Annotated in this window: 19 protein-coding genes; 12 read left to right on the plus strand and 7 right to left on the minus strand. The window is 67.3% G+C overall.

Annotated features, from left to right (window positions below):
* Nucleotides 1–111 precede the first annotated feature (111 nt).
* Nucleotides 112–573: an Lrp/AsnC family transcriptional regulator gene (locus KB874_RS09455; RefSeq protein ID WP_346346530.1), complete on the plus strand. Its 462-nt coding sequence runs from the start codon at nt 112–114 to the stop codon at nt 571–573.
* 157 nt (nt 574–730) lie between these two features.
* On the opposite strand, the gene KB874_RS09460 is transcribed toward KB874_RS09455, so the two are convergent.
* On the minus strand, nt 731–1,909 hold the full coding sequence (locus KB874_RS09460; protein ID WP_212536421.1) for a cytochrome P450: 1,179 nt from the start codon (nt 1,907–1,909) through the stop codon (nt 731–733).
* A 59-nt stretch (nt 1,910–1,968) separates the two neighbouring features.
* Between KB874_RS09460 and KB874_RS09465 the strand changes: the two genes are divergently transcribed.
* From KB874_RS09465 to KB874_RS09495, 7 genes are all read left to right on the plus strand, one after another.
* Nucleotides 1,969–3,711, plus strand: a complete 1,743-nt coding sequence (locus KB874_RS09465) for an ATP-binding protein (RefSeq protein WP_212536316.1) — start codon at nt 1,969–1,971, stop codon at nt 3,709–3,711.
* Nucleotides 3,712–3,781: 70 nt separating this feature from the next.
* The gene (locus tag KB874_RS09470; protein ID WP_212536317.1) at nt 3,782–5,005 is read left to right on the plus strand and encodes a sigma-54-dependent transcriptional regulator; all 1,224 of its coding nucleotides are present in this window, start codon (nt 3,782–3,784) and stop codon (nt 5,003–5,005) included.
* A gap of 112 nt (nt 5,006–5,117) precedes the next feature.
* Nucleotides 5,118–5,588 (plus strand): hypothetical protein, encoded by a 471-nt coding sequence (locus KB874_RS09475; RefSeq protein WP_212536318.1) that lies wholly within the window; start codon nt 5,118–5,120, stop codon nt 5,586–5,588.
* A 15-nt stretch (nt 5,589–5,603) separates the two neighbouring features.
* Nucleotides 5,604–6,884, plus strand: coding sequence for a DUF1513 domain-containing protein (locus KB874_RS09480; protein ID WP_212536319.1), 1,281 nt, complete (start codon nt 5,604–5,606; stop codon nt 6,882–6,884).
* Nucleotides 6,885–7,155: 271 nt separating this feature from the next.
* A complete protein-coding gene (locus KB874_RS09485; RefSeq protein ID WP_212536320.1) occupies nt 7,156–8,160 on the plus strand; it encodes a DctP family TRAP transporter solute-binding subunit in 1,005 nt (334 codons plus the stop codon).
* A gap of 72 nt (nt 8,161–8,232) precedes the next feature.
* A complete protein-coding gene (locus tag KB874_RS09490; RefSeq protein ID WP_212536321.1) occupies nt 8,233–8,916 on the plus strand; it encodes a TRAP transporter small permease in 684 nt (227 codons plus the stop codon).
* Nucleotides 8,917–8,920: 4 nt separating this feature from the next.
* Nucleotides 8,921–10,402, plus strand: coding sequence for a TRAP transporter large permease (locus tag KB874_RS09495; protein WP_212536322.1), 1,482 nt, complete (start codon nt 8,921–8,923; stop codon nt 10,400–10,402).
* 71 nt (nt 10,403–10,473) lie between these two features.
* Here KB874_RS09495 and tpiA read toward each other — a convergent pair whose 3' ends face one another.
* Nucleotides 10,474–11,214, minus strand: coding sequence for a triose-phosphate isomerase (gene tpiA / locus KB874_RS09500; protein ID WP_212536323.1), 741 nt, complete (start codon nt 11,212–11,214; stop codon nt 10,474–10,476).
* A gap of 112 nt (nt 11,215–11,326) precedes the next feature.
* Between tpiA and KB874_RS09505 the strand changes: the two genes are divergently transcribed.
* Both KB874_RS09505 and KB874_RS09510 read left to right on the plus strand, forming a co-directional pair.
* Nucleotides 11,327–12,217 (plus strand): isopenicillin N synthase family dioxygenase, encoded by an 891-nt coding sequence (locus KB874_RS09505; protein WP_212536324.1) that lies wholly within the window; start codon nt 11,327–11,329, stop codon nt 12,215–12,217.
* Between the two features lie 126 nt (nt 12,218–12,343).
* On the plus strand, nt 12,344–13,117 hold the full coding sequence (locus tag KB874_RS09510; protein WP_249200345.1) for a hypothetical protein: 774 nt from the start codon (nt 12,344–12,346) through the stop codon (nt 13,115–13,117).
* Nucleotides 13,118–13,160: 43 nt separating this feature from the next.
* Here KB874_RS09510 and KB874_RS09515 read toward each other — a convergent pair whose 3' ends face one another.
* The 3 genes from KB874_RS09515 to KB874_RS09525 all read right to left on the minus strand — a co-directional run bounded on the left by KB874_RS09515 (nt 13,161) and on the right by KB874_RS09525 (nt 14,299).
* Nucleotides 13,161–13,484: a TfoX/Sxy family protein gene (locus KB874_RS09515; protein WP_212536325.1), complete on the minus strand. Its 324-nt coding sequence runs from the start codon at nt 13,482–13,484 to the stop codon at nt 13,161–13,163.
* A complete protein-coding gene (locus tag KB874_RS09520) occupies nt 13,484–13,867 on the minus strand; it encodes a HesB/IscA family protein (protein WP_212536423.1) in 384 nt (127 codons plus the stop codon). Before KB874_RS09520 ends, KB874_RS09515 begins: the two co-directional genes overlap by 1 nt.
* A 69-nt stretch (nt 13,868–13,936) precedes the next feature.
* Entirely contained in the window at nt 13,937–14,299 is a 363-nt protein-coding gene (locus tag KB874_RS09525; protein ID WP_212536326.1) for an SUF system Fe-S cluster assembly protein, read from the minus strand.
* A gap of 141 nt (nt 14,300–14,440) precedes the next feature.
* Here KB874_RS09525 and KB874_RS09530 point away from each other — a divergent pair, with 141 nt between their 5' ends.
* Nucleotides 14,441–14,659 (plus strand): hypothetical protein, encoded by a 219-nt coding sequence (locus KB874_RS09530; RefSeq protein ID WP_212536327.1) that lies wholly within the window; start codon nt 14,441–14,443, stop codon nt 14,657–14,659.
* On the opposite strand, the gene rimK is transcribed toward KB874_RS09530, so the two are convergent.
* Nucleotides 14,656–16,068: a 30S ribosomal protein S6--L-glutamate ligase gene (rimK, locus tag KB874_RS09535; RefSeq protein ID WP_212536328.1), complete on the minus strand. Its 1,413-nt coding sequence runs from the start codon at nt 16,066–16,068 to the stop codon at nt 14,656–14,658. The genes KB874_RS09530 and rimK overlap by 4 nt on opposite strands.
* Before the next feature lie 225 nt (nt 16,069–16,293).
* Between rimK and KB874_RS09540 the strand changes: the two genes are divergently transcribed.
* Nucleotides 16,294–17,235 (plus strand): pirin family protein, encoded by a 942-nt coding sequence (locus tag KB874_RS09540; protein WP_212536329.1) that lies wholly within the window; start codon nt 16,294–16,296, stop codon nt 17,233–17,235.
* 1 nt (nt 17,236) lies between these two features.
* Here KB874_RS09540 and KB874_RS09545 read toward each other — a convergent pair whose 3' ends face one another.
* Nucleotides 17,237–17,995 carry a polysaccharide deacetylase family protein gene (locus KB874_RS09545; RefSeq protein WP_212536330.1) on the minus strand — a complete coding sequence of 253 codons (759 nt, stop codon included), beginning with the start codon at nt 17,993–17,995 and terminating at the stop codon, nt 17,237–17,239.
* Between the last annotated feature and the right edge of the window lie 166 nt (nt 17,996–18,161).

Below are 18,161 nucleotides of genomic sequence, written 5' to 3' on the forward strand. Positions count from 1 at the left end.
AGAATTTTGTCCCCAATAAGCGCCAGTATCCCGAAAATATAAGAACATCGGTTCCATCTGGAGGGGCGATGAGTTACGATGTTCCAAATCGCGCGAAACAGGAGAACGCCAGTGAAGATTGACGCAACGGATCGGAAAATCCTCACTGCCCTGCAACGCGACGCCAGCCAGTCACTGGACGAGATCGCCAGGGACGTGGGCTCGTCCAAGACCCCGGTCTGGAACCGGATTCGCAAGATGCGCGAGGCCGGGATCATCAAGGCGCAGACCGTGGTGCTGGATGCCGAGGCGCTGGGATTCGAGGCGACCTTCTTTGTCCTGATCCGCACCAGCGAGCATGAGGCCGAATGGCAGCGACGGTTCCTCGAAACCCTTCGCAACCGCCCCGAGGTGCAGGAGGCGCACCGGCTGGCTGGCGATATCGACTATATCCTGAAGGTCCGGGTGAAGAACGCGCGCGCCTATGACGCCTTCTACCAGGCGCTGATTTCCGAGGTGAAGGTGCACAACGTCACCGCGCTTTTGTCGATGGAAGAGATCAAGGCGACGACGGCGCTGCCGCTGGGGCCTTGAGTCCATTTTGCGCTGTCGCGCGCGTCGGTGCGACCAGCAGCAGATGAATTCGCGACTGCCTGTTCTTCACGATCCAGGCCCCGGGACGTGCCCTGTCCTTCGCGCCAGCGTCTTCATCTTGTTCCAAATACTCCGGGGGTCCGGGGCTGGCCCCCGGTCAGACGGTGGCCATCAGCCGCGACAGTCCGTGGAAATGGTAGACATCGGCAAAACGCGGCGGCTCCGCCAGGCGCAGCGCCGCGGGGCAGCGGCGGAACAGGATCGGCAGCGCGATCTGCATTTCCAGCCGGGCGAGCGGCGCGCCGACGCAGAAATGCAGCCCGCCGCCGAAGCTGGTCGACGTGACCGGCGCGCGGTTCGGGTCGAACCTTTCGGGGTCGGGCCAGGTCCGCGGGTCGCGGTTGGCCGCGCCAAGCAGCAGCGCCACCTTGTCGCCACGGGCGAAGCGGTGGCCGAAAAGGTCCGCGTCTTCATAGGCGTAGCGCGTGAACATGTGCAGCGGCGGGTCGAAGCGGAGGATTTCCTCGACGACTTGTTCGGCGTTGTCCGGCGTTGGCGTCACGCCATGATCCAGCAGCGCCTTCACCCCGTTGCCCAGGCTGTGGACCGTCGCCTCGTGGCCGGCGTTCAGCAGCAGGATGCAGGTGGCGATGAGTTCGTCCGTGGTCAGTTTCTCGCCATCCTGTTCGGCGGCGATCAGGTGGGTGATGAGGTCGTCCGCGGGGCGGGCGCGGCGCTCGACGACATAGGCGCGCAGGAAGGCTGCGAAATCCGTGGCGGCCTGCGCAGCGGCGTCCTCGATCGCGCGGTCGCGGCGGGCCTGGTACATCGCCACCATGGCGTTCGACCAGCGCAGAAGCCGCGGCGCCATGTCCTCGGGCACACCCAGCAGCCGACAGATCACGATGACCGGGATCGGCTGGCAGAAGGCGGTCAGCAGGTCGAATGGTTCGCCCCGGGGAAAGGCATCGACCAGACCCTCGGCCAGCGCGGCGATCTCGGGCGCCAGCGCGGCAATCCGGCGCGAGGTGAAGGCGCGCAGCACCAGGCCGCGCAGGCGGGTGTGGCGGGGCGGTTCGAGTTCCAGCATGGACTGCCCCTCGATCGCGTAGAAGGGTGCGAGGCGGGCCGGGATCTCGGGCGCGGCCTCGGGCGGGATCTCGCGGCCAAAGCGGCGGTCGCGCAGCAGCGCGTGCACCGCGGCGTGCGAGGTGGCGCAGGGCATGCCGTATTCCGGCCAGAAAACCAGATCCCCGGCCGCGCGCATCCGGGCGTAGACAGGGTAGGGGTCCTGGACGAAGGCGGGGTCGGTGGGCGATTGCGACAGGCTTTGCATGGCGCGACGGTGGCGCGCGGCGTCTTTCATGGCAAGGGGTGGCTTGCTATGACTGGGGCATGTCGCACTTGATCCGTCTGCGCGCGCTTGCGCTTGGCCTGTCGCTGGCCGCGGTCGCCGCCCTGTCCGCGGGCGTCTGGGCCTATTCCTATGCCCAGGCGCTGGAACCGCTGGCGGCGCGCGGCCGGGCCGACCTGGCGCTGGCCGCCGACCGGCTGGTTTCGCAGCTGGCGCGCTACCGCGAGACCGCCGTCCTGCTGGCCGATCACCCGGTTCTGACCGCGCTGCATGCGGGCGGCGATCCGGCCGAGGCGAACCGGCTGTTGCAGGAGGTGGCCGACAAGACCTCGGCCCTCGCGGTGATCTATGCCGGCGCCGACGGGCGCATCCTGGCCGGAACGGGCGACGGCAGCCTCGACCGCCCGATGTCGGAGGCGGCGCATTTCCAGCGGGCCATGCAGGGGGCGCTCGGCTTTGCCTATGGCGAGGCGGCGGGGCTGGCGGCACGCGCCTTCGTCTATGCGGCGCCGGATTTCGCGCCCGGCGCCGCGCCGCGCGGGACGCTGGTCGTCGCGGTGGACATGGAGCGCATGGAACAGGGCTGGGCCGGGGCCTCTCCGCCGGAATTCTTCACCGATCCCGAAGGCCGGATCGTGATGGCCAACCGGTCCGAACTGGTGGGCTGGCGCGAGACCGCGCAAGGCATGGAGACGGGCCTTGCACTGAGCCCGGTGACGGTGCGCCGCGTCTCGGGCGAGACCGTGTGGCGGCACGATTTCTCGCCCTATGTCGCCTCGCCCGCGCTGCACCTGGTGCAGGACCTGCCGGTGGTGGGGCTGCGCGCCGAATCGCTGGTCGACGTCGCCCCGGCGCTGCGGCTGGCGGGGTTGCAGGCGGCCTCGGTGGCGGCGCTGTGCCTGTTCTTCGGTTCGCTGCTGTTCGTGGTCACCGGGCGCCGCCGGGCACTGGCCGAGGCCAACGCGGTGCTGGAGGACCGGGTGCGGGCGCGCACTCAGGCGCTGGAGACGGCGAACACGGCGCTGCGCCACGAGGTGGCCGAGCGCGAGGAGGCCGAGGCCGCGCTGAAGCGCGCCCAGGCCGACCTGGTGCAGGCGGGCAAGCTGTCGGCGCTGGGGCAGATGTCGGCCGGGATCAGCCACGAGCTGAACCAGCCGCTGATGGCGATCCGGCAGTTTTCCGAGAACGGCGCGGCCTTCCTCGACAAGGGCGAGGCGGCGCTGGCGGCGGCGAATTTCGCGCGCATCACCGACCTTGCGCATCGGGCAGCGCGGATCATCCGCAACCTTCGGGCCTTTGCGCGCAACGAATCTGAGCCCATGGGGCGGGTCGACCTTGTGGCGGTGCTGACCTCGGCGGTGGAATTGACCGAAGTGCGCCTGCGCGGCGACAGTGTCGCGCTGGACTGGACGCCGCCCGCCGCGCCGCTCTGGGTGCTGGGCGGCGAGGTGCGGCTGGCGCAGGTCTTTGTCAATCTCATCAACAACGCCGCCGACGCCATGGCAGGGCAGTCCGCCAAGCGCATCGGCATCGCCATCGCCGAGACGCCGGCCGGGCCACGGGTGACGGTGCGCGACCACGGGCCAGGCATCGCCGATCCCGAGCGGATGTTCGAGCCCTTCTACTCGACCAAGACCGTGGGCGAGGGCATGGGGCTGGGCCTGTCGATCTCCTACGGGCTGGTGCAGAGTTTCGGCGGCGAGATCCGGGGCCGCAACCTGCCCGGCGGCGGCGCCGAGTTCACCGTCGCGCTGGAACCCTGGCGCGCCGAGGCGGCGGCATGAGGACGCCGTGCGCCGCTCTTCCGCTGCGCGGAATTCGCCCCGCCCGCCGTCCCGCATGGGGGCGCGCCGGATGATCGGGCGTATCCTGATGGTCGAGGACGACCCCGCCGTGCGCGAGGCGCTGGCGCAGACGCTGGCGCTGGCCGGATTCGAGTCCATCGCGGCAGGCTCTTTCGTCGAGGCGAAGGATCGGATCGGGCCGGGTTTCGAGGGCGTCATCCTGTCCGACATCCGCATGCCCGGGCGCGACGGGTTCCACCTGCTGGACTATGCCCAGGCGCAGGATGCCGACCTGCCGGTGATCCTGCTGACCGGCGAGGGCGACATCCCGATGGCGGTGCGGGCAATCGGCAAGGGGGCCTTCGACTTTCTCGAGAAACCCTGTTCGCCCGCCGACCTGACCGCGGTGCTGACCCGTGCCCTGCGCACCCGTGCCCTCGTGCTGGAGAATCGCCGCCTGAAGGCGCAGCTGGAAACCGGCGATCCGGCCTCGCGCATGCTGTTCGGCCAGTCCGCCCGCGCCGAGGCCTTGCGCGCTGCCGTGCGCGCGGCAGCCCGCGCCGGAACCGAGGTGCTGGTCTGCGGGCCGCCCGGGTCCGGCATATCGAAGGTGGCCGAGGTCATCCACCTGAGTTCGGACCGTTCCAAGGGGCCCTTCGACAAGCGCGGCAGTGCCGGGCTGGGGCGCGAGGCGCTGGAGGCGCTGTGGCAGGGTTGCGCCGGCGGCACGCTGTTCCTGGACGAGATCGGCGCCCTGCCGCATGACACGCAACTGGCGCTGGTCGACGCGCTGGACCGGGGGGGCGCGCGGCTGGTGGCGGGCAGCACACAGGATCTGGCGCGTGCGGTGCGCGAGGGCACGCTGTCCTCGGAGCTTTTCTACCGGCTCGAGGTGGCGCAGGTCCGCATTCCCAGCCTTGCCGAGCGGCCCGAGGACATTCCCGTGCTGTTCCGCCACTACGTCGCGCAGGCGGCCGAACAGGCGGGTGTGCCCGTGCCCGAGGTCACGCCCGACCACGAGGCGGCCCTGCTGGCGCAAGACTGGCCGGGCAATGCCCGCGCGCTGATGTCGTCGGCGATGCGCTTTGTCCTCGGAATCCCCGAGGAACTGGCGCAGACCCGCGACCTTGGCCTGGCCGAGCAACTGGCGCAGGTCGAACGCGCGCTGCTGGCGGCGGCGCTCGCGCGGCACGAGGGGCGCGCGGCTCAGGCGGCCCTCGCCCTGAAGCTGCCGCGCAAGACCTTCTACGACAAGCTGGCGCGCTACGGGCTGAAACCCGAGGACTACCGCTGACGCTGCGGAACCCAAAAAGCCTCCTGTTTCCGGGGGCTTGCTTGATCAGTGTCAACATGCGCAGACCGAAATCACATTAAGATAACAGCATGTGTTCAACAAGGAGAGAACCATGCATCACATTGAAAAGATCAAGCTGCGGCGGGTGCTGACGGTAATGGCCATGCTGGCGGTTCTGCCGGGTGCCATGTGCTCGAGCCAGGACCCGGCCAGCATGGACCGCAAGGAGATCACCAAGGTGGTCATCCAGGAAGGCGCGATGGAAGTGTTCAAGGGCAAGGCCACCGGCTCGATCGTGTCGGGGCTGGCGGCGATGCCTGAAACCGCCAAGGGCCTGCTGATCGCCGATCTGCGGTCCGAGCGGGACAGGCTGGAAAACCAGGCGTTCACCGCGCAAGGCGAGGAACAGCGACGGCTGGACGCGCGGGCCGATTGGGTCGGAGCCAACCTCGACTGCATCGCGACGGACGGCAAGAACTGCGCCAAGCTGCGCGAACTCATCGCCCAGCGCGAGGCCGCGGCCGCCCAGGTCACCGACAGCGGTGGCGACAGTGGTGGTGACAGCGGCGGGCATTCCGACTGAGCGCGGTCAGGGTTGATGCACAAGCGTGACCTGCTCAAGGGGCTGGCGGCGGCGGCGTTCGCGCCACTGGCCGCCTGCGAAACGGCCGACCCGGAGAAATCCGGGCCGGTCCTGTCGAGCCGCGCGGCGGTGTTCTTTCCGGGCTACCGGACCGACGACGCGCGCCTGCTGGGAGAGCCTGCCGACAGCCGCCGGCGGCGTGGCGTGGATGGACCCCGCACGATGCTGACCCGGGTCGGGGCGGACGGATCGGTGCGCCAGGCGGTGTTTCCGGTGATCGGGCATGACGTGGCCATCGCACCCGACGGCTCTGTCGGGTTCTTGGGCCGCATGGGCGACGGCGGCGGCGACGGTGCCGCCCATCACGTCGCCTTCGATCCCGTGACACTCGAGATGGTGGCCACGGGCCTGACGCCCGGTCCCGGCTGGCGCGGTGGCGGGCATGGCGTGTTCGTGCCCGGCGGGCCGCTGCTCTGTGCCGAACGCGCGCCGATGACCGCCTATTCGGGAAGTCCCGAGCGGCATTTCGGGCGCGTCTCGGTGCGCGATCGGCAGAGCCTTGCATTGCTGGGGTCGTTTTCCTGCCATGGCATCGACCCGCACGAGATCCGCCTGTCCGAGGACGGGAGGCACGTCGTTCTGGCCAATTACGGGTCCGTCGCGGGTCAGGGTCAGGACGATCTGTCGGTGCCCCGCCGCGTGGTCGCGCCCTGCCTGACCGTGGTCGAGATCGCCACTGGTCGGCTGGTCGAACGCATCGCCGTCGCCGCGCCCGAGACCGAGTTGCGGCACCTCGCGCTGCGACCGGACGGCACCGCCTTCGGCATCCGCTGCCGGCTGGCACCCGAGGGGGCGGATGCGCCTTGGTTACGCAAGCTGGGGCTGGACGAGACGGATCGCACGGCCGATCCGGGCGAAAGCTATCTTCCCGCCACACCCGTTCTGGCCTCGCGCGGAACCGCCCGGACGCTGGCGGCACAGGAGCCGCCAGCGCATCTGCGGCACGGGCTTTCGGTCGAATACGATGCGCTGCACGACGAATTCATCGCAAGCTTCCCGTCGTCGCATCGTCTGATCGTCTTTTCCGGCGGGGGCGAGGTCCGGCACTCGATCGACACGCGGGATTTCGGCCTGGCCTATCCCTGCGGCGTGACGCTGATGCCGGGCGAGACCTTCTATGCCGTGGCCGGGTTCTGGCGCGGGCTGCGCCTGATGCGCCGCGGAGACCACCGCCCCGAGCATGCGCTGGCGACGGGGGCCGCGTTTCGCGGCCATAGCCACATAACGGCCGCCTGAGCAGCGATTCGACCTGGCTCCGGGCCTTGTGCGGAAATCCGCACAAACCGGGCCGATTGCTGTGCGGTTTTCCGCACCGGCCCGCGTGCCACAGCGTTGACCGGGCACCGATTCCCGGGATTTCTGCCTGAAAACGCGTGTTTTTCCGGCATTGTTCGAATCCACCTCCGCGACGCTTGCACCGATTCGAACAAAAGGGTTTCGTAACGCCCGAGCGGTCCGCATCGACGCGGCTCCGCGCAAAAAAGAAGACCCAACCGGGAGGAAATCCATGAAGAAGTTTCTGATGTCCGCTGTCGCCGCGGCAGCCCTGATGACTGGCGCGACCGGCGCCATGGCAGCCTGCGAGGATGGCGAGGTCGTCATCAAGTTCAGTCACGTGACCAACACCGACCGCCACCCCAAGGGGATCGCGGCCAGCCTGCTGATGGAGCGCGTCAACGAAGAGATGAACGGCAAGGCCTGCATGGAGGTCTATCCGAACTCGACGCTCTACACCGACGAGCAGGTGATCGAGGCGATGCTGCGCGGCGACGTGCAACTGGCCGCCCCCTCGCTGTCGCTGTTCGAGTCGATCACCAAAGCCTATCGCCTGTTCGACCTGCCCTTCATGTTCAAGTCGATCGAGGCCGTTGACGCGTTCCAGTCGTCCGAGGCCGGCCTTGCCATGAAGAACGCCATGCAGCGCCGCGGCCTTCAGGGCCTCCAGTTCTGGCACAACGGCATGAAGCAGATCTCGGCCAACAAGCCGCTGATCGAACCGGGTGACGCCGCGGGCCTCAAGTTCCGCGTGCAGCCCTCGGACGTGCTCGTGGCACAGATGGAAGCCCTGGGCGCCAGCCCGCAGCCGATGGCCTTTGCAGAGGTTTACGGCGCGCTTCAGACCGGCGTCGTCGACGGCCAGGAAAACAGCTGGTCGAACATCTACGGTCAGAAGTTCTTCGAGGTGCAGGACGGTGTCACCGAGACCAACCACGGCATCATCGACTATCTCGTCGTGGCGTCGGTCGACTGGCTGGACAGCCTGGATGCGGACGTGCGCGACCAGTTCCTGACCATCCTCGAAGAGGTTACGACCGAGCGCAACGCCGCCGTGAACAAGGTCGACCAGGAAGCCCGCCAGGCGATCCTGGATGCCGGCGGCACGATCCGCGAACTGACCGCTGAACAGCGCGCCAACTGGGTGGCCACGATGAAGCCGGTCTGGGAGAAGTTCGCCGAGGAAGTCGGCCAGGAGAACATCGACGCCGCACAGGCGATCAACGACAGCATGTAAGACTGTCCTTGCGGGCGGAGGCGGCAGAACGGCCGCGCTCCGCCCGCTTCATATCCCGGGAGGGGGACAACCATGAGCGGCAAGTACACGCCGAAAGGTGTGATCGGTCAGGCCGTGCACGGGTTCGAGGAAACGGCCATCGCCGTTCTGCTCGGCCTGATGACGGTGCTGACATTCACCAACGTGATCCTGCGCTACGTCTTCAATTCCATGATCATCTGGAGCCTCGAGGTCGTCCTCGTGCTGTTTGCATGGCTGGTGCTGTTCGGCGTGGCCTATGCATTCAAGGTGACGGCACATCTGGGGGTCGACGCGATCACCAACATGCTGCCCCATCGCGGCCGCCGCATGACGGCGCTGTTCTCGGGCGCGATCTGCATCTTCTACGGGGTGCTCCTGGCCAAGGGGGCCTGGGACCAGTGGGCGCCTTTCGCAGACCTGCCGCCCACCACGGGCAAATGGTTCCCCACCGGGCTCGACACCGCGGCGCGCTCGCGCTCGTTCTTCGAGACCGACCAGATACCGATGCCGTCCTGGCTGCGGTTCCTGGAGGACTGGATCAACTATGGCGAGCGGTATTCCAAACTGCCGCGCATGGTGCCCTACACGATCCTGCCCATCGCCGCCGTCCTGATCCTGTTCCGCATCTGCCAGGCCGTCTGGCGGATCTGGGTCGGCAAGGCCGAGAGCATGATCGTCAGCCACGAAGCCGAAGACGCGGTCGAAGAAGTCGCCGCCATGAACCGCGGAGACTGAACGCATGGAAGTCGCCCTTCTTTTCCTGATGATCATCGGGCTGCTGCTGGTCGGCGTGCCGATCGCGGTCTCGCTCGGCTTTGCCTCGATCGTGTTCCAGCTGGCGTTCTCGGACACCTCGCTGGCCGCCGTGGCGCAGTCTCTGTACCTGGCCATGGCCGGGCATTACACGCTGCTGGCCATTCCATTCTTCGTGCTGGCCTCCAGCTTCATGTCAACGGGGGGCGTGGCGAGGCGGATCATCCGCTTTTCGGTGGCCTGCGTCGGCCACCTGCAAGGCGGTCTTGCCATCGCGGGCGTGTTTGCCTGCATGATGTTCGCGGCGCTGTCCGGCTCGTCCCCGGCGACGGTGGTCGCCATCGGCTCCATCGTCATCGCGGCGATGCGGCAGGTCGGCTACACCAAGGATTTCGCCGCCGGCGTGATCTGTAACGCCGGCACGCTGGGCATCCTGATCCCGCCTTCTATCGTGATGGTGGTCTACGCCTCGGCGACTGACGTGTCGGTGGGCCGGATGTTCCTTGCAGGCATCATTCCCGGCATTCTCGCGGGTGTCATGCTGATGATCGCGATCTACATCATGGCCCGCATCCGCAACATGCCGCGGGGCGAGTGGAAGGGCTGGGGCGAAATCTTCGAGTCGTTCCGCGACGCGCTCTGGGGCCTGCTGCTGATCGTCATCATCATGGGCGGCATCTATGGCCACCCCTGGATCCGCTTCGACGGCGGCAGCTTCTTTTACTGGAAGGGCGGTGCCTTTACCCCGACAGAGGCCGCAGCCGTGGCCGCCGTCTATGCCTTCTTTGTCGCGACCTTCATCTATCGCGACATGGGGCCGCTGGCATCGAAGGAACCGGGCGGTGCGCCGACTGCGCTCTATCGCAAGCCCATCGCCATCGTGACGGCCTTCTTCCACGAGGACACGCGCAAGACGCTGTTCGAAGGCGGCAAACTGACCATCACGCTGATGTTCATCATCGCCAACGCGCTGCTGCTCAAGCACGTGCTGACCGACGAACAGATCCCGCAGCAGATCGCGGGCGCGATGCTGGACGCGGGGTTCGGCCCGGTGATGTTCCTGGTCATCGTCAACGTGATCCTGCTGATCGGCGGCCAGTTCATGGAGCCGTCGGGCCTGATCGTGATCGTGGCGCCGCTGGTCTTTCCGATCGGCCTGCAACTGGGCATCGACCCGATCCACCTGGGCATCATCATGGTGGTGAACATGGAAATCGGGATGATCACGCCACCTGTGGGCTTGAACCTGTTCGTGACCTCCGGCGTGGCCGGCATGTCGATGATGCGCGTCGTCAAGGCCGCGCTGCCCTTCCTCGGCGTCCTGTTCATCTTCCTGATCATGATCACCTATATGCCTTGGTTGTCCACATCGGTGCCCGATGCGGTCATGGGACCACAGGTGAACTGCGCGGCAGGGGCGACGAACAGCCTGGAACAGGCCTATTGCGAGGCCATCGCCAATCGGTGATCCGGTTACCGCAAAACGACAAAAGGCGGCGCGATGCGCCGCCTTTTTTCGTTGTCCACGCGGGTATCGCGTCAGCCGGCCGCGTCCAGCGCCGCGATGATCGGCACGAAATCCGCCGCCTTCAGCGAGGCGCCGCCCACCAGCGCGCCGTCTACATTCGACACGGCAAAGATCTCGGCCGCGTTGCCCGGCTTGACCGACCCGCCGTAAAGGATGCGCACCGACAGGCCCGCGCCCTCGCCAAAGCGTTTCTCGAGCCGGGCGCGGATGAAATCATGCACCTCGGCGATCTGGTCCAGCGTGGGCACCTTGCCGGTGCCGATGGCCCAGACCGGTTCGTAGGCCACGACCAGACGGTGGCCCGTGGCCCCGTCCGGCACCGAGCCCGCCAGTTGTTCGCCGATCACGTCCAGCGTGGCCCCGGCCTCGCGCTCGTCCAGCGTCTCGCCGATGCAGACCACGGCGGTCAGCCCGGCTTCCCATGCGGCCTTGCACTTGGCGCGGACCGCATCGTCGGTCTCATGGTGATCGGAGCGCCGCTCGGAATGGCCGAGGATCACGTGGGTCGCCCCCGCATCCTTCAGCATCGCGGCCGAGATATCGCCGGTATGCGCACCCGACGTCTTGGCATGGCAATCCTGCCCGCCGATGGCCAGGCCCGTGCCCTTGGCCGCCGCTGCCGCGACCAGCGTGGCGGGCGGGCAGATCAGCAGCTCCGACTTTGCCCCCGCCGCTGCGATGGCGTCGAGTTCGGCAAGGCTGTCCTTCAGCCCGTTCATCTTCCAGTTTCCGGCGGCCAGCTTGCGTCTCATGGTCCCTCTCTCGGCTTTTTCGCATCATTGCGCGCGGGGGCGCGGCGTCAAGCGCGCTTGCGCGCTGCGCGACGACATGACAAGGGGGCGCAACCCGAGAATGGAGGCCGTCATGATCCCCAGACTGGACGCCGCGCTGATCGAGGCCCGCGACCCCGCGACGCTGGAGGCGCTGCGCGAGGGTGCCCGCGGGGCCGGGTTCCTGACCGTTCACAACACCGGGCTGTCGCCTGCGCGCATGCGCTTTGTCCTCGCCGCCTACCGCGCCTTCTTTGATCGGCCCGAGGTGGAAAAGCGCCTGGTGGACATGGCGGCGACGGGCTCGAACCGGGGCTGGGGCGCGCCGGGGTCGGAACAGGTCGACCCCAACGCCAACCCGGATTACAAGCAGGTTTTCGACTGCGGCTTCGAGGCGCCCGAGACCGGGCTTTCGGTCTATGCGCCGAACCTCTGGCCCGCGCGGCCCGAAGGGTTCCGCGAGGTGGTGCAGGCCTATTACCGCGACGCGATGGCCGTGGCGATGGTGATCCTGCGCGGGCTGGCCGAGGCGTTGGGGCACGACCGCGCCTATTTCGACGACAAGTTCGACCGGCCCATGGCGCTGTTGCGGGGCAACTACTATCCGCCGCGCCCCGACTGGGCGGGCGACAGGGATTTCGGCATCGCCGCGCATACCGATTACGGCTGCCTGACGCTGCTGGCCACCGACGGGGTGCCGGGGCTCGAGGTGCTGACGGCGCAGGGCGACTGGCAGGCGGTCACCGCCGGACCAGGAGAATTCGTCATCAATTTCGGCGAGATGTTCGAGATGTGGACCGCCGGCGCCGTCCGCGCCACGCTGCACCGGGTGGTGGGCAGCGCCGAGGAACGGCTGTCGGTGCCGCTGTTCTTCAACCCGAATTACGAGACGAATGTCGCCCCAAAGGGGGCGGAGCCGATCACGGCGGGCAAGCACCTGTCGAAACGGTTCGAGGAAACCTACCTGCACATGAAGGCGGGCTGAGCGTCACTCGGACGGGATGAAACCGTCCGGGCCATGATGCAGATCATGGCAAGGCCCGCGTTTGCCTGCCTCACTTTCCGACGCGGGACGCAGCGCATGGCGCCCGTTTCGGGAGGAGGAAAATCCATGATTGCATATCTGGCACGCCGCGCCATCACGGCCCTTTCCATAGTCGTCTGCCTGCTGGTTGCGCCGGACCTGTCGCGCGCCGAAACGTTGGTCGGCTCGAATGTCGACAACCGCGTCATTCTCGCCTTTGACGTAAACGCCGACGCGCTTGGCGCCTATGTGCCCGAGGGTTGGGCGCCGATGGCCTTTCCCAACGGACCGCTTGCGGGCGGCAACCTGCTGCTGGTGATGATTGACCGGCTGGTGCAGTTGAACCCCGAGGGCCAGCCCACGAGCCCGCCGAACAGCCGCTACGCGGTTCTTGCAGGCCTCGCCGCGCCGGATGCCGGGGGGCCGCCGAGTCTCTTCGTCTACCGCATTTTCGCGTCCGACATGTCGGCCAACCCCTATTCCAACTCGGTCGCGGCCGAGGTCGCCCGCAGCAGCGCCACGACCGGGCCCGCCAATGGCGGCCGCACCAGGACCGAGTCCTGGGCCGTCTCGTATGACGGGGGCACGTTGGCTCTGGAGCTTAGCTTTGTCTCGGGCAAGGCGGGCTGGGGGCCGGCAGAAGCCTTTCCGCATTCCGCCGTGAACCCCGATTTCTCGCGCATCTATCGCTACGATCAGCTTGTCGACCTGGCCATGAGCACGGCGGTGGGCAAGCCGCTGGATGGCACCGTGTCGCTGAGCAGCTCGATCCCGGAATTGACGGGAATTTTCAATGGGGCCGAGTCGCTTGTGGCGATCATGGATGTCCCGGTCTACACACGTCAGGTCTTTCTGCCGTGATGCCCGGATGACGGCAAACAGGTCCGGCGCAGGGTCGGACCTGTCAGAGATGCCTTAGCGCCTCGCGCGCCAGGGCCACCGCTTCGGCTGGATCGTCCTGCGCGCTGTCTGGCAGGGTCCAGTAGGGCATGGCGACCGGCGCCTTGCCCTCGCGCGCATAGGTCCATCGGGTGCAGCCCATCGCCTCGAGCCGGTCGATGAAATCGCCCGCGCCTTTCAGCAGGATGCCGTGTTCGGGATGCAGCAGGACAAAGATCGTACCGTCGTGATACAGGCAGAGGCCGCCCATCATGCGCCGCGTGGTGATCGCGCCAAGCCCGGCGAACAGGTCGGTCGCGAAACCGATCTCGGCAGCCGAGATCGCCATCAGCCTTGCGCCGCGCGCTCGGCCTCCAGCTCGTCGAGTTCCTTGAACTTGATCGACTCGCCGCAGCCGCAGGCATCGACGACGTTCGGATTGCGGAACCGGAACCCCGATTCCAGCAGCGAGGTCTCGTAGTCGATCTCGGTGCCGAACAGGAACATCTGAGCCATCGGCGCGATCAGGACGCGCGCGCCGTCCTGTTCCACGACCTCGTCGGCGGCCTCGGCCGTATCGACGTAATCCATCGTGTATTCCATGCCCGCGCAGCCGCCCTTCTTGACTCCGATCTTCAGACCATAGCGGCCGTCGCGCTGCATCAGCTTGCGGATCTGCGCGACCGCCGGGGCGGTCAGGATCACGGGGGATTTGCCGGGAATGCCGAACATGAGACTCACCTTTTCTTTCCCACCAAGGTAGGCACGCGACCGCCCGATCACAAGCGCGGGTTGCGCGTCTTACATGAAGCCCAGTTCCAGCCGCGCCTCGTCCGACATCATGTCCATCCCCCAGGGCGGATCCCAGGTGATCTCGACATCGACCTGCTTGACGCCGGGCAGCGGTTCGATCGCCTCGGCCAGCCAGCCGGGCATCTCGCCCGCCACCGGGCAGCCAGGCGCAGTCAGGGTCATCACGATCCGCACCTCGTTCTGGTCGCTGATCTCGATCGTATACACGAGGCCCAAGTCGTAGATGTTGACCGGGATTTCAGGGTCATAGACCGTGCGGCAGGCCTCGACCACCTGATCGTACAGCGGGTGATCGGTGCTGGAAGGCGCGATCAGCGGGGTGCCTTCAAGCTTTGGGCTGGCTTCGTTCATGGTCTCACTGCTCCTTAATTCCCGAGCAAAGATATAGGATAATACGGGTCGGGGTAAAGAGGCTCGCGTGCCGGATGCTGTCGCGGTTACGCCGTGATCATGCCGCTTTGCAATGCTATCCTGTTCAGGATGGAGGCGAGGATGACAAACGCGACTCTCGACCCACTGATCCTTCTGCATGTGCAGGCGCTGATCCGGGAGGATCTGGCCCTCGCCAGGGACGATGCAGACCTTGCACGGCGTTTGGCGCGCCACGGATACACCTTTCAGGACACGCGCGGCGGGCGCAAGCTGGTGACGCTGCCGCACGGTGTCGAGGTGATGGACCTGCCGCTTCACCCCTCGGCGCTGCGCCCCTAGGCGTCCGGCAGGGCCTTGCGGCTGCGCACCGGGGTAGGGCGCACGCTCGATTCGACATGGGCCATGACCTGGTCGGCGATGTCCTTGTGCGTCGCGGTCTCGATCCCTTCGAGGCCGGGGCTCGAATTCACCTCCAGCACCTTGGGCCCGGAATCCGACCGCAGCAGGTCCACGCCCGCGAGACCCAGTCGAAAGGCGCGCGCTGCGCGCACCGCCGCCTCGCGCTCCTCGCGGGTGATGCGCACCACCTTGGCAGAGCCGCCGCGATGCAGGTTGCTGCGGAAATCGCCCTCGGCCCCGGTGCGCTTCATGCTGGCGACCACCTTGCCGCCGACCACGAGGCAGCGGATATCCTCGCCGGCCGATTCCTTGACGAAATCCTGCACCAGGAAATTCGCCTTCAGCCCGCGAAAGGCGTCGATCACCGATTGCGCGGCCTTCTTGGTCTCGGCCAGCACAACACCCTTGCCTTGCGTCGATTCCAGCAGCTTGACGATCACCGGGGCGTTGCCGACCAGCCGCATCAGGCTGTCGGTATCCTTCGGGCTGCTGGCAAAGGCGGTGTTGGGCATGCCGATCCGGTGCCGCGCCATCAGCTGGTGCGCAAACAGCTTGTCGCGCGAGGCGAGGATGCCGTCGGACCCGTTCAGGCAGAAGGTGCCGATCGTTTCGAACTGCCGCACCACGGCCGTGCCGTAAGAGGTGATCGTGGCGCCAATGCGCGGGATTACCGCGTCGTAGCGGGGCAGGCGCTTGCCGTCGTAATGCACCTCGGGCGCCAGCGCGTTGATCGCCATGTAGCAGCGCAGCGTGTCGATGACCTCGACGCTGTGGCCACGCTTTTCGCCTGCCTCGACAAGACGGCGGGTCGAGTAATTGTCCTCGCGGCTGAGGACTGCGATGCGCAGGGACCGGTTCGGTGCGGCGGTGCGCACCTTGGCGGTGGTGTAGACGTCGTAACTCAGGCGCGGTTGCTGGTAGCGTTCGGTTGCGACGATGGTGATGTGGTCCTTCAGCGCCTCGCGACCCAGCAACATGCGCGAATTCATCGACGAGCGATCCGTCAGCGTCATCTCGATCCGCCAGCTCTGGTCGCCCACGCGCAGCGCCGAGGCGATGACATAGCGCTGTTCCGATTCACCGTTCGACGAGGTCACCGTGCGCCGGTCGACCACCCGGGCCGAACAGGCGATCGCCAGGTCCTCGCGCCCCGGCACAGGATGCACCATGAACCGCACCTTGGGCGCGTTGATCGAGCCGAAGGATTCGATATCCGAGGCATGCAGCGCCGAGGTGCGCGCGCCGGTATCCACCTTGGCCTTGAGCGCGGGCAGTCCGAGATCGGGCAGGGACACCCATTCCTCCCAGCCGAAGCGAAGCAGGTCGGGGTTTTCTTGCGGCTCGGACATTCCTGGCTCCTGCGACTCGGGCGGCACGCCTACCAAGGCCGTGTGACCGTCACAAGCGGATGACGGGGCGGCGTGGTTGGCGGTGGTGCGGGTTGGCAGCACATTGCCGTGAGAGGGCTTTTCTTGTGCGAAATCGCACAGCTATTGGCCGATTGCAGGGGTTTCTGTGGACATGCGCGCTGTTATCTTGGTCGCATCACGCCAACCCCAGAAGGGAGACAGGACATGAGCTGGAACCCCGCCCTCGATCCGCATTGCCCGACCGGCGACGCGGTGGACGCGATCGACACCGTTATCATTCCCCGCGCCCGCGACCTTGGCGCCTTCGAGGTTCGACGCGCGCTGCCCGCGCCGCGCCGGCAGATGGTCGGGCCGTTCATCTTCTTCGACCAGATGGGGCCGGCGGAACTGTTGCCGACGCGGCGGCTGGACGTGCGGCCGCATCCGCATATCGGGCTCGCGACGATCTCCTATCTCTATCGCGGTCGGATGCATCACCGCGACAGCCTCGGCACCGACCAGTGGATCGAGCCGGGCGCGGTCAACTGGATGGTGGCGGGGCAGGGGATCACCCATTCCGAACGCACCGACGACGAGACCCAGCGCGATCCGATGCCCTTCTTCGGCATCCAGACCTGGGTCGCCCTGCCCAAGGACCACGAGGACCGCGCGCCGGAATTCCACCACGCGCCGGGCTCGGCCCTGCCGCTGATGCAGGGCGAGGGCAAGCAGGTGCGCCTGATCCTCGGTTCGGCCTGGGGTGAGCGCGCGCCGGTCGCGACCGCGTCCGAGATGTTCTATGCCGACGCGGTGCTGCAACCCGGCGCGCAGATCCCGCTGCCCGAGGATCACGAGGATCGCGGCGCCTATGTCGTCGAGGGTTCTGTCACCGTGGCGGGCGACGATTTCGATTCCGGGCGGATGATGGTCTTTCGCCCCGGCGACCGGGTCTCGTTGCGGGCGGGGCCGCAGGGTGCGCGGCTGATGCTGCTGGGTGGCGCCACGCTGGAGGGGCCGCGCCACATCTGGTGGAACTTCGTCGCTTCGTCGAAGGAGCGCATCGAGGAAGCCAAGGAGGCTTGGCGGCGCGCCGACTGGCACAGCAACCCGCGATTCCATCTGCCGCCGGGAGACGACGCGGACTACATCCCGCTGCCCGAGCGCTGACTCAGCCCGCCACCCGGCGGAACCGCCGATCCTGCCAGAGCGGCCAGCCCAGCATCTGGCTGACCGTGCCGCATTTCAGCCCACGCGCGGCCAGCCCGTCCAGCGTCTGCGGCATGGCGGCGACCGTGCCGCGCTGGATGTCGTGGCTGAGGATGATCGCGCCGGGGCGGCTACCGTTCAGGATCCGACTGGCCACCGCCTGCGCCCCGGGGCGGCGCCAATCCTGCGGATCGACCGACCACAACACGGTGGGCAGCTTGCGCGATTCCAGCAGAGCGTGGCGCTGGCGCTGGGTGAAGGCGCCGTAAGGCGGGCGGAAGGTGACGGGCGGCCGCCCGGTGACGCGCCAGATCGCGTCGCTCGTGCGGTCGATCTCGTCGCGCACGGCTGCGTCGGACAGCTTGCTGAGGACAGGGTGGCTCCAGCTGTGATTGCCGATCTCGTGGCCTTCGCTTGCGATGCGGCGCACGATGTCGGGCCATTGCACGACGCGGTTGCCGATCAGGTAGAAGGTCGCCCGCAGGCGGCGCGCGCGCAGCAGGTCCAGCAGGTGCGGCGTCAGCGTGGGATGTGGCCCGTCGTCGAAGGTCAGCGCCACGACCGGCGAGGGCGTGCGCACCGCCATGATGGTCGCTGCATCGCCTCTGCCGGCATCGCGGGGCAGGGCTATGACCGGTGTCGTGGCAGAGGCGGCCGAGGGCAGGGTCAGCGCCGCAGCGCCGAGCGTGGACAGAAATGTCCGTCGACTGGAAATACTCATTGAAACAATCCCGTGGCAGAACAGGGGTTTGGCAGAGAGGATATGGTCGGCGTCCCGGGCGGTTTCACGCAAGCCCGTTTCTGACTGTCCCCAGGCGCGCGGCGCATGGCGTTGCGCGCGGGACACGGTCTTTGCGGATTGCCGCGCATTTTGCGGCATTTCCGGC

Source organism: Thetidibacter halocola, assembly GCF_018224955.1.
Classification (GTDB): Bacteria; Pseudomonadota; Alphaproteobacteria; order Rhodobacterales; family Rhodobacteraceae; genus Thetidibacter; species Thetidibacter halocola.

Coding starts and splice junctions, on each gene's coding strand:
- KB874_RS09460 (WP_212536421.1), bottom strand. CDS start 1,909: ATGCAAAGCCTGTCGCAATCGCCCACCGACCCCGCCTTCGTCCAGGAC.
- KB874_RS09465 (WP_212536316.1), top strand. CDS start 1,969: ATGTCGCACTTGATCCGTCTGCGCGCGCTTGCGCTTGGCCTGTCGCTG.
- KB874_RS09470 (WP_212536317.1), top strand. CDS start 3,782: ATGATCGGGCGTATCCTGATGGTCGAGGACGACCCCGCCGTGCGCGAG.
- KB874_RS09475 (WP_212536318.1), top strand. CDS start 5,118: ATGCATCACATTGAAAAGATCAAGCTGCGGCGGGTGCTGACGGTAATG.
- KB874_RS09480 (WP_212536319.1), top strand. CDS start 5,604: ATGCACAAGCGTGACCTGCTCAAGGGGCTGGCGGCGGCGGCGTTCGCG.
- KB874_RS09485 (WP_212536320.1), top strand. CDS start 7,156: ATGAAGAAGTTTCTGATGTCCGCTGTCGCCGCGGCAGCCCTGATGACT.
- KB874_RS09490 (WP_212536321.1), top strand. CDS start 8,233: ATGAGCGGCAAGTACACGCCGAAAGGTGTGATCGGTCAGGCCGTGCAC.
- KB874_RS09495 (WP_212536322.1), top strand. CDS start 8,921: ATGGAAGTCGCCCTTCTTTTCCTGATGATCATCGGGCTGCTGCTGGTC.
- tpiA (WP_212536323.1), bottom strand. CDS start 11,214: ATGAGACGCAAGCTGGCCGCCGGAAACTGGAAGATGAACGGGCTGAAG.
- KB874_RS09505 (WP_212536324.1), top strand. CDS start 11,327: ATGATCCCCAGACTGGACGCCGCGCTGATCGAGGCCCGCGACCCCGCG.
- KB874_RS09510 (WP_249200345.1), top strand. CDS start 12,344: ATGATTGCATATCTGGCACGCCGCGCCATCACGGCCCTTTCCATAGTC.
- KB874_RS09515 (WP_212536325.1), bottom strand. CDS start 13,484: ATGGCGATCTCGGCTGCCGAGATCGGTTTCGCGACCGACCTGTTCGCC.
- KB874_RS09520 (WP_212536423.1), bottom strand. CDS start 13,867: ATGTTCGGCATTCCCGGCAAATCCCCCGTGATCCTGACCGCCCCGGCG.
- KB874_RS09525 (WP_212536326.1), bottom strand. CDS start 14,299: ATGAACGAAGCCAGCCCAAAGCTTGAAGGCACCCCGCTGATCGCGCCT.
- KB874_RS09530 (WP_212536327.1), top strand. CDS start 14,441: ATGACAAACGCGACTCTCGACCCACTGATCCTTCTGCATGTGCAGGCG.
- rimK (WP_212536328.1), bottom strand. CDS start 16,068: ATGTCCGAGCCGCAAGAAAACCCCGACCTGCTTCGCTTCGGCTGGGAG.
- KB874_RS09540 (WP_212536329.1), top strand. CDS start 16,294: ATGAGCTGGAACCCCGCCCTCGATCCGCATTGCCCGACCGGCGACGCG.
- KB874_RS09545 (WP_212536330.1), bottom strand. CDS start 17,995: ATGAGTATTTCCAGTCGACGGACATTTCTGTCCACGCTCGGCGCTGCG.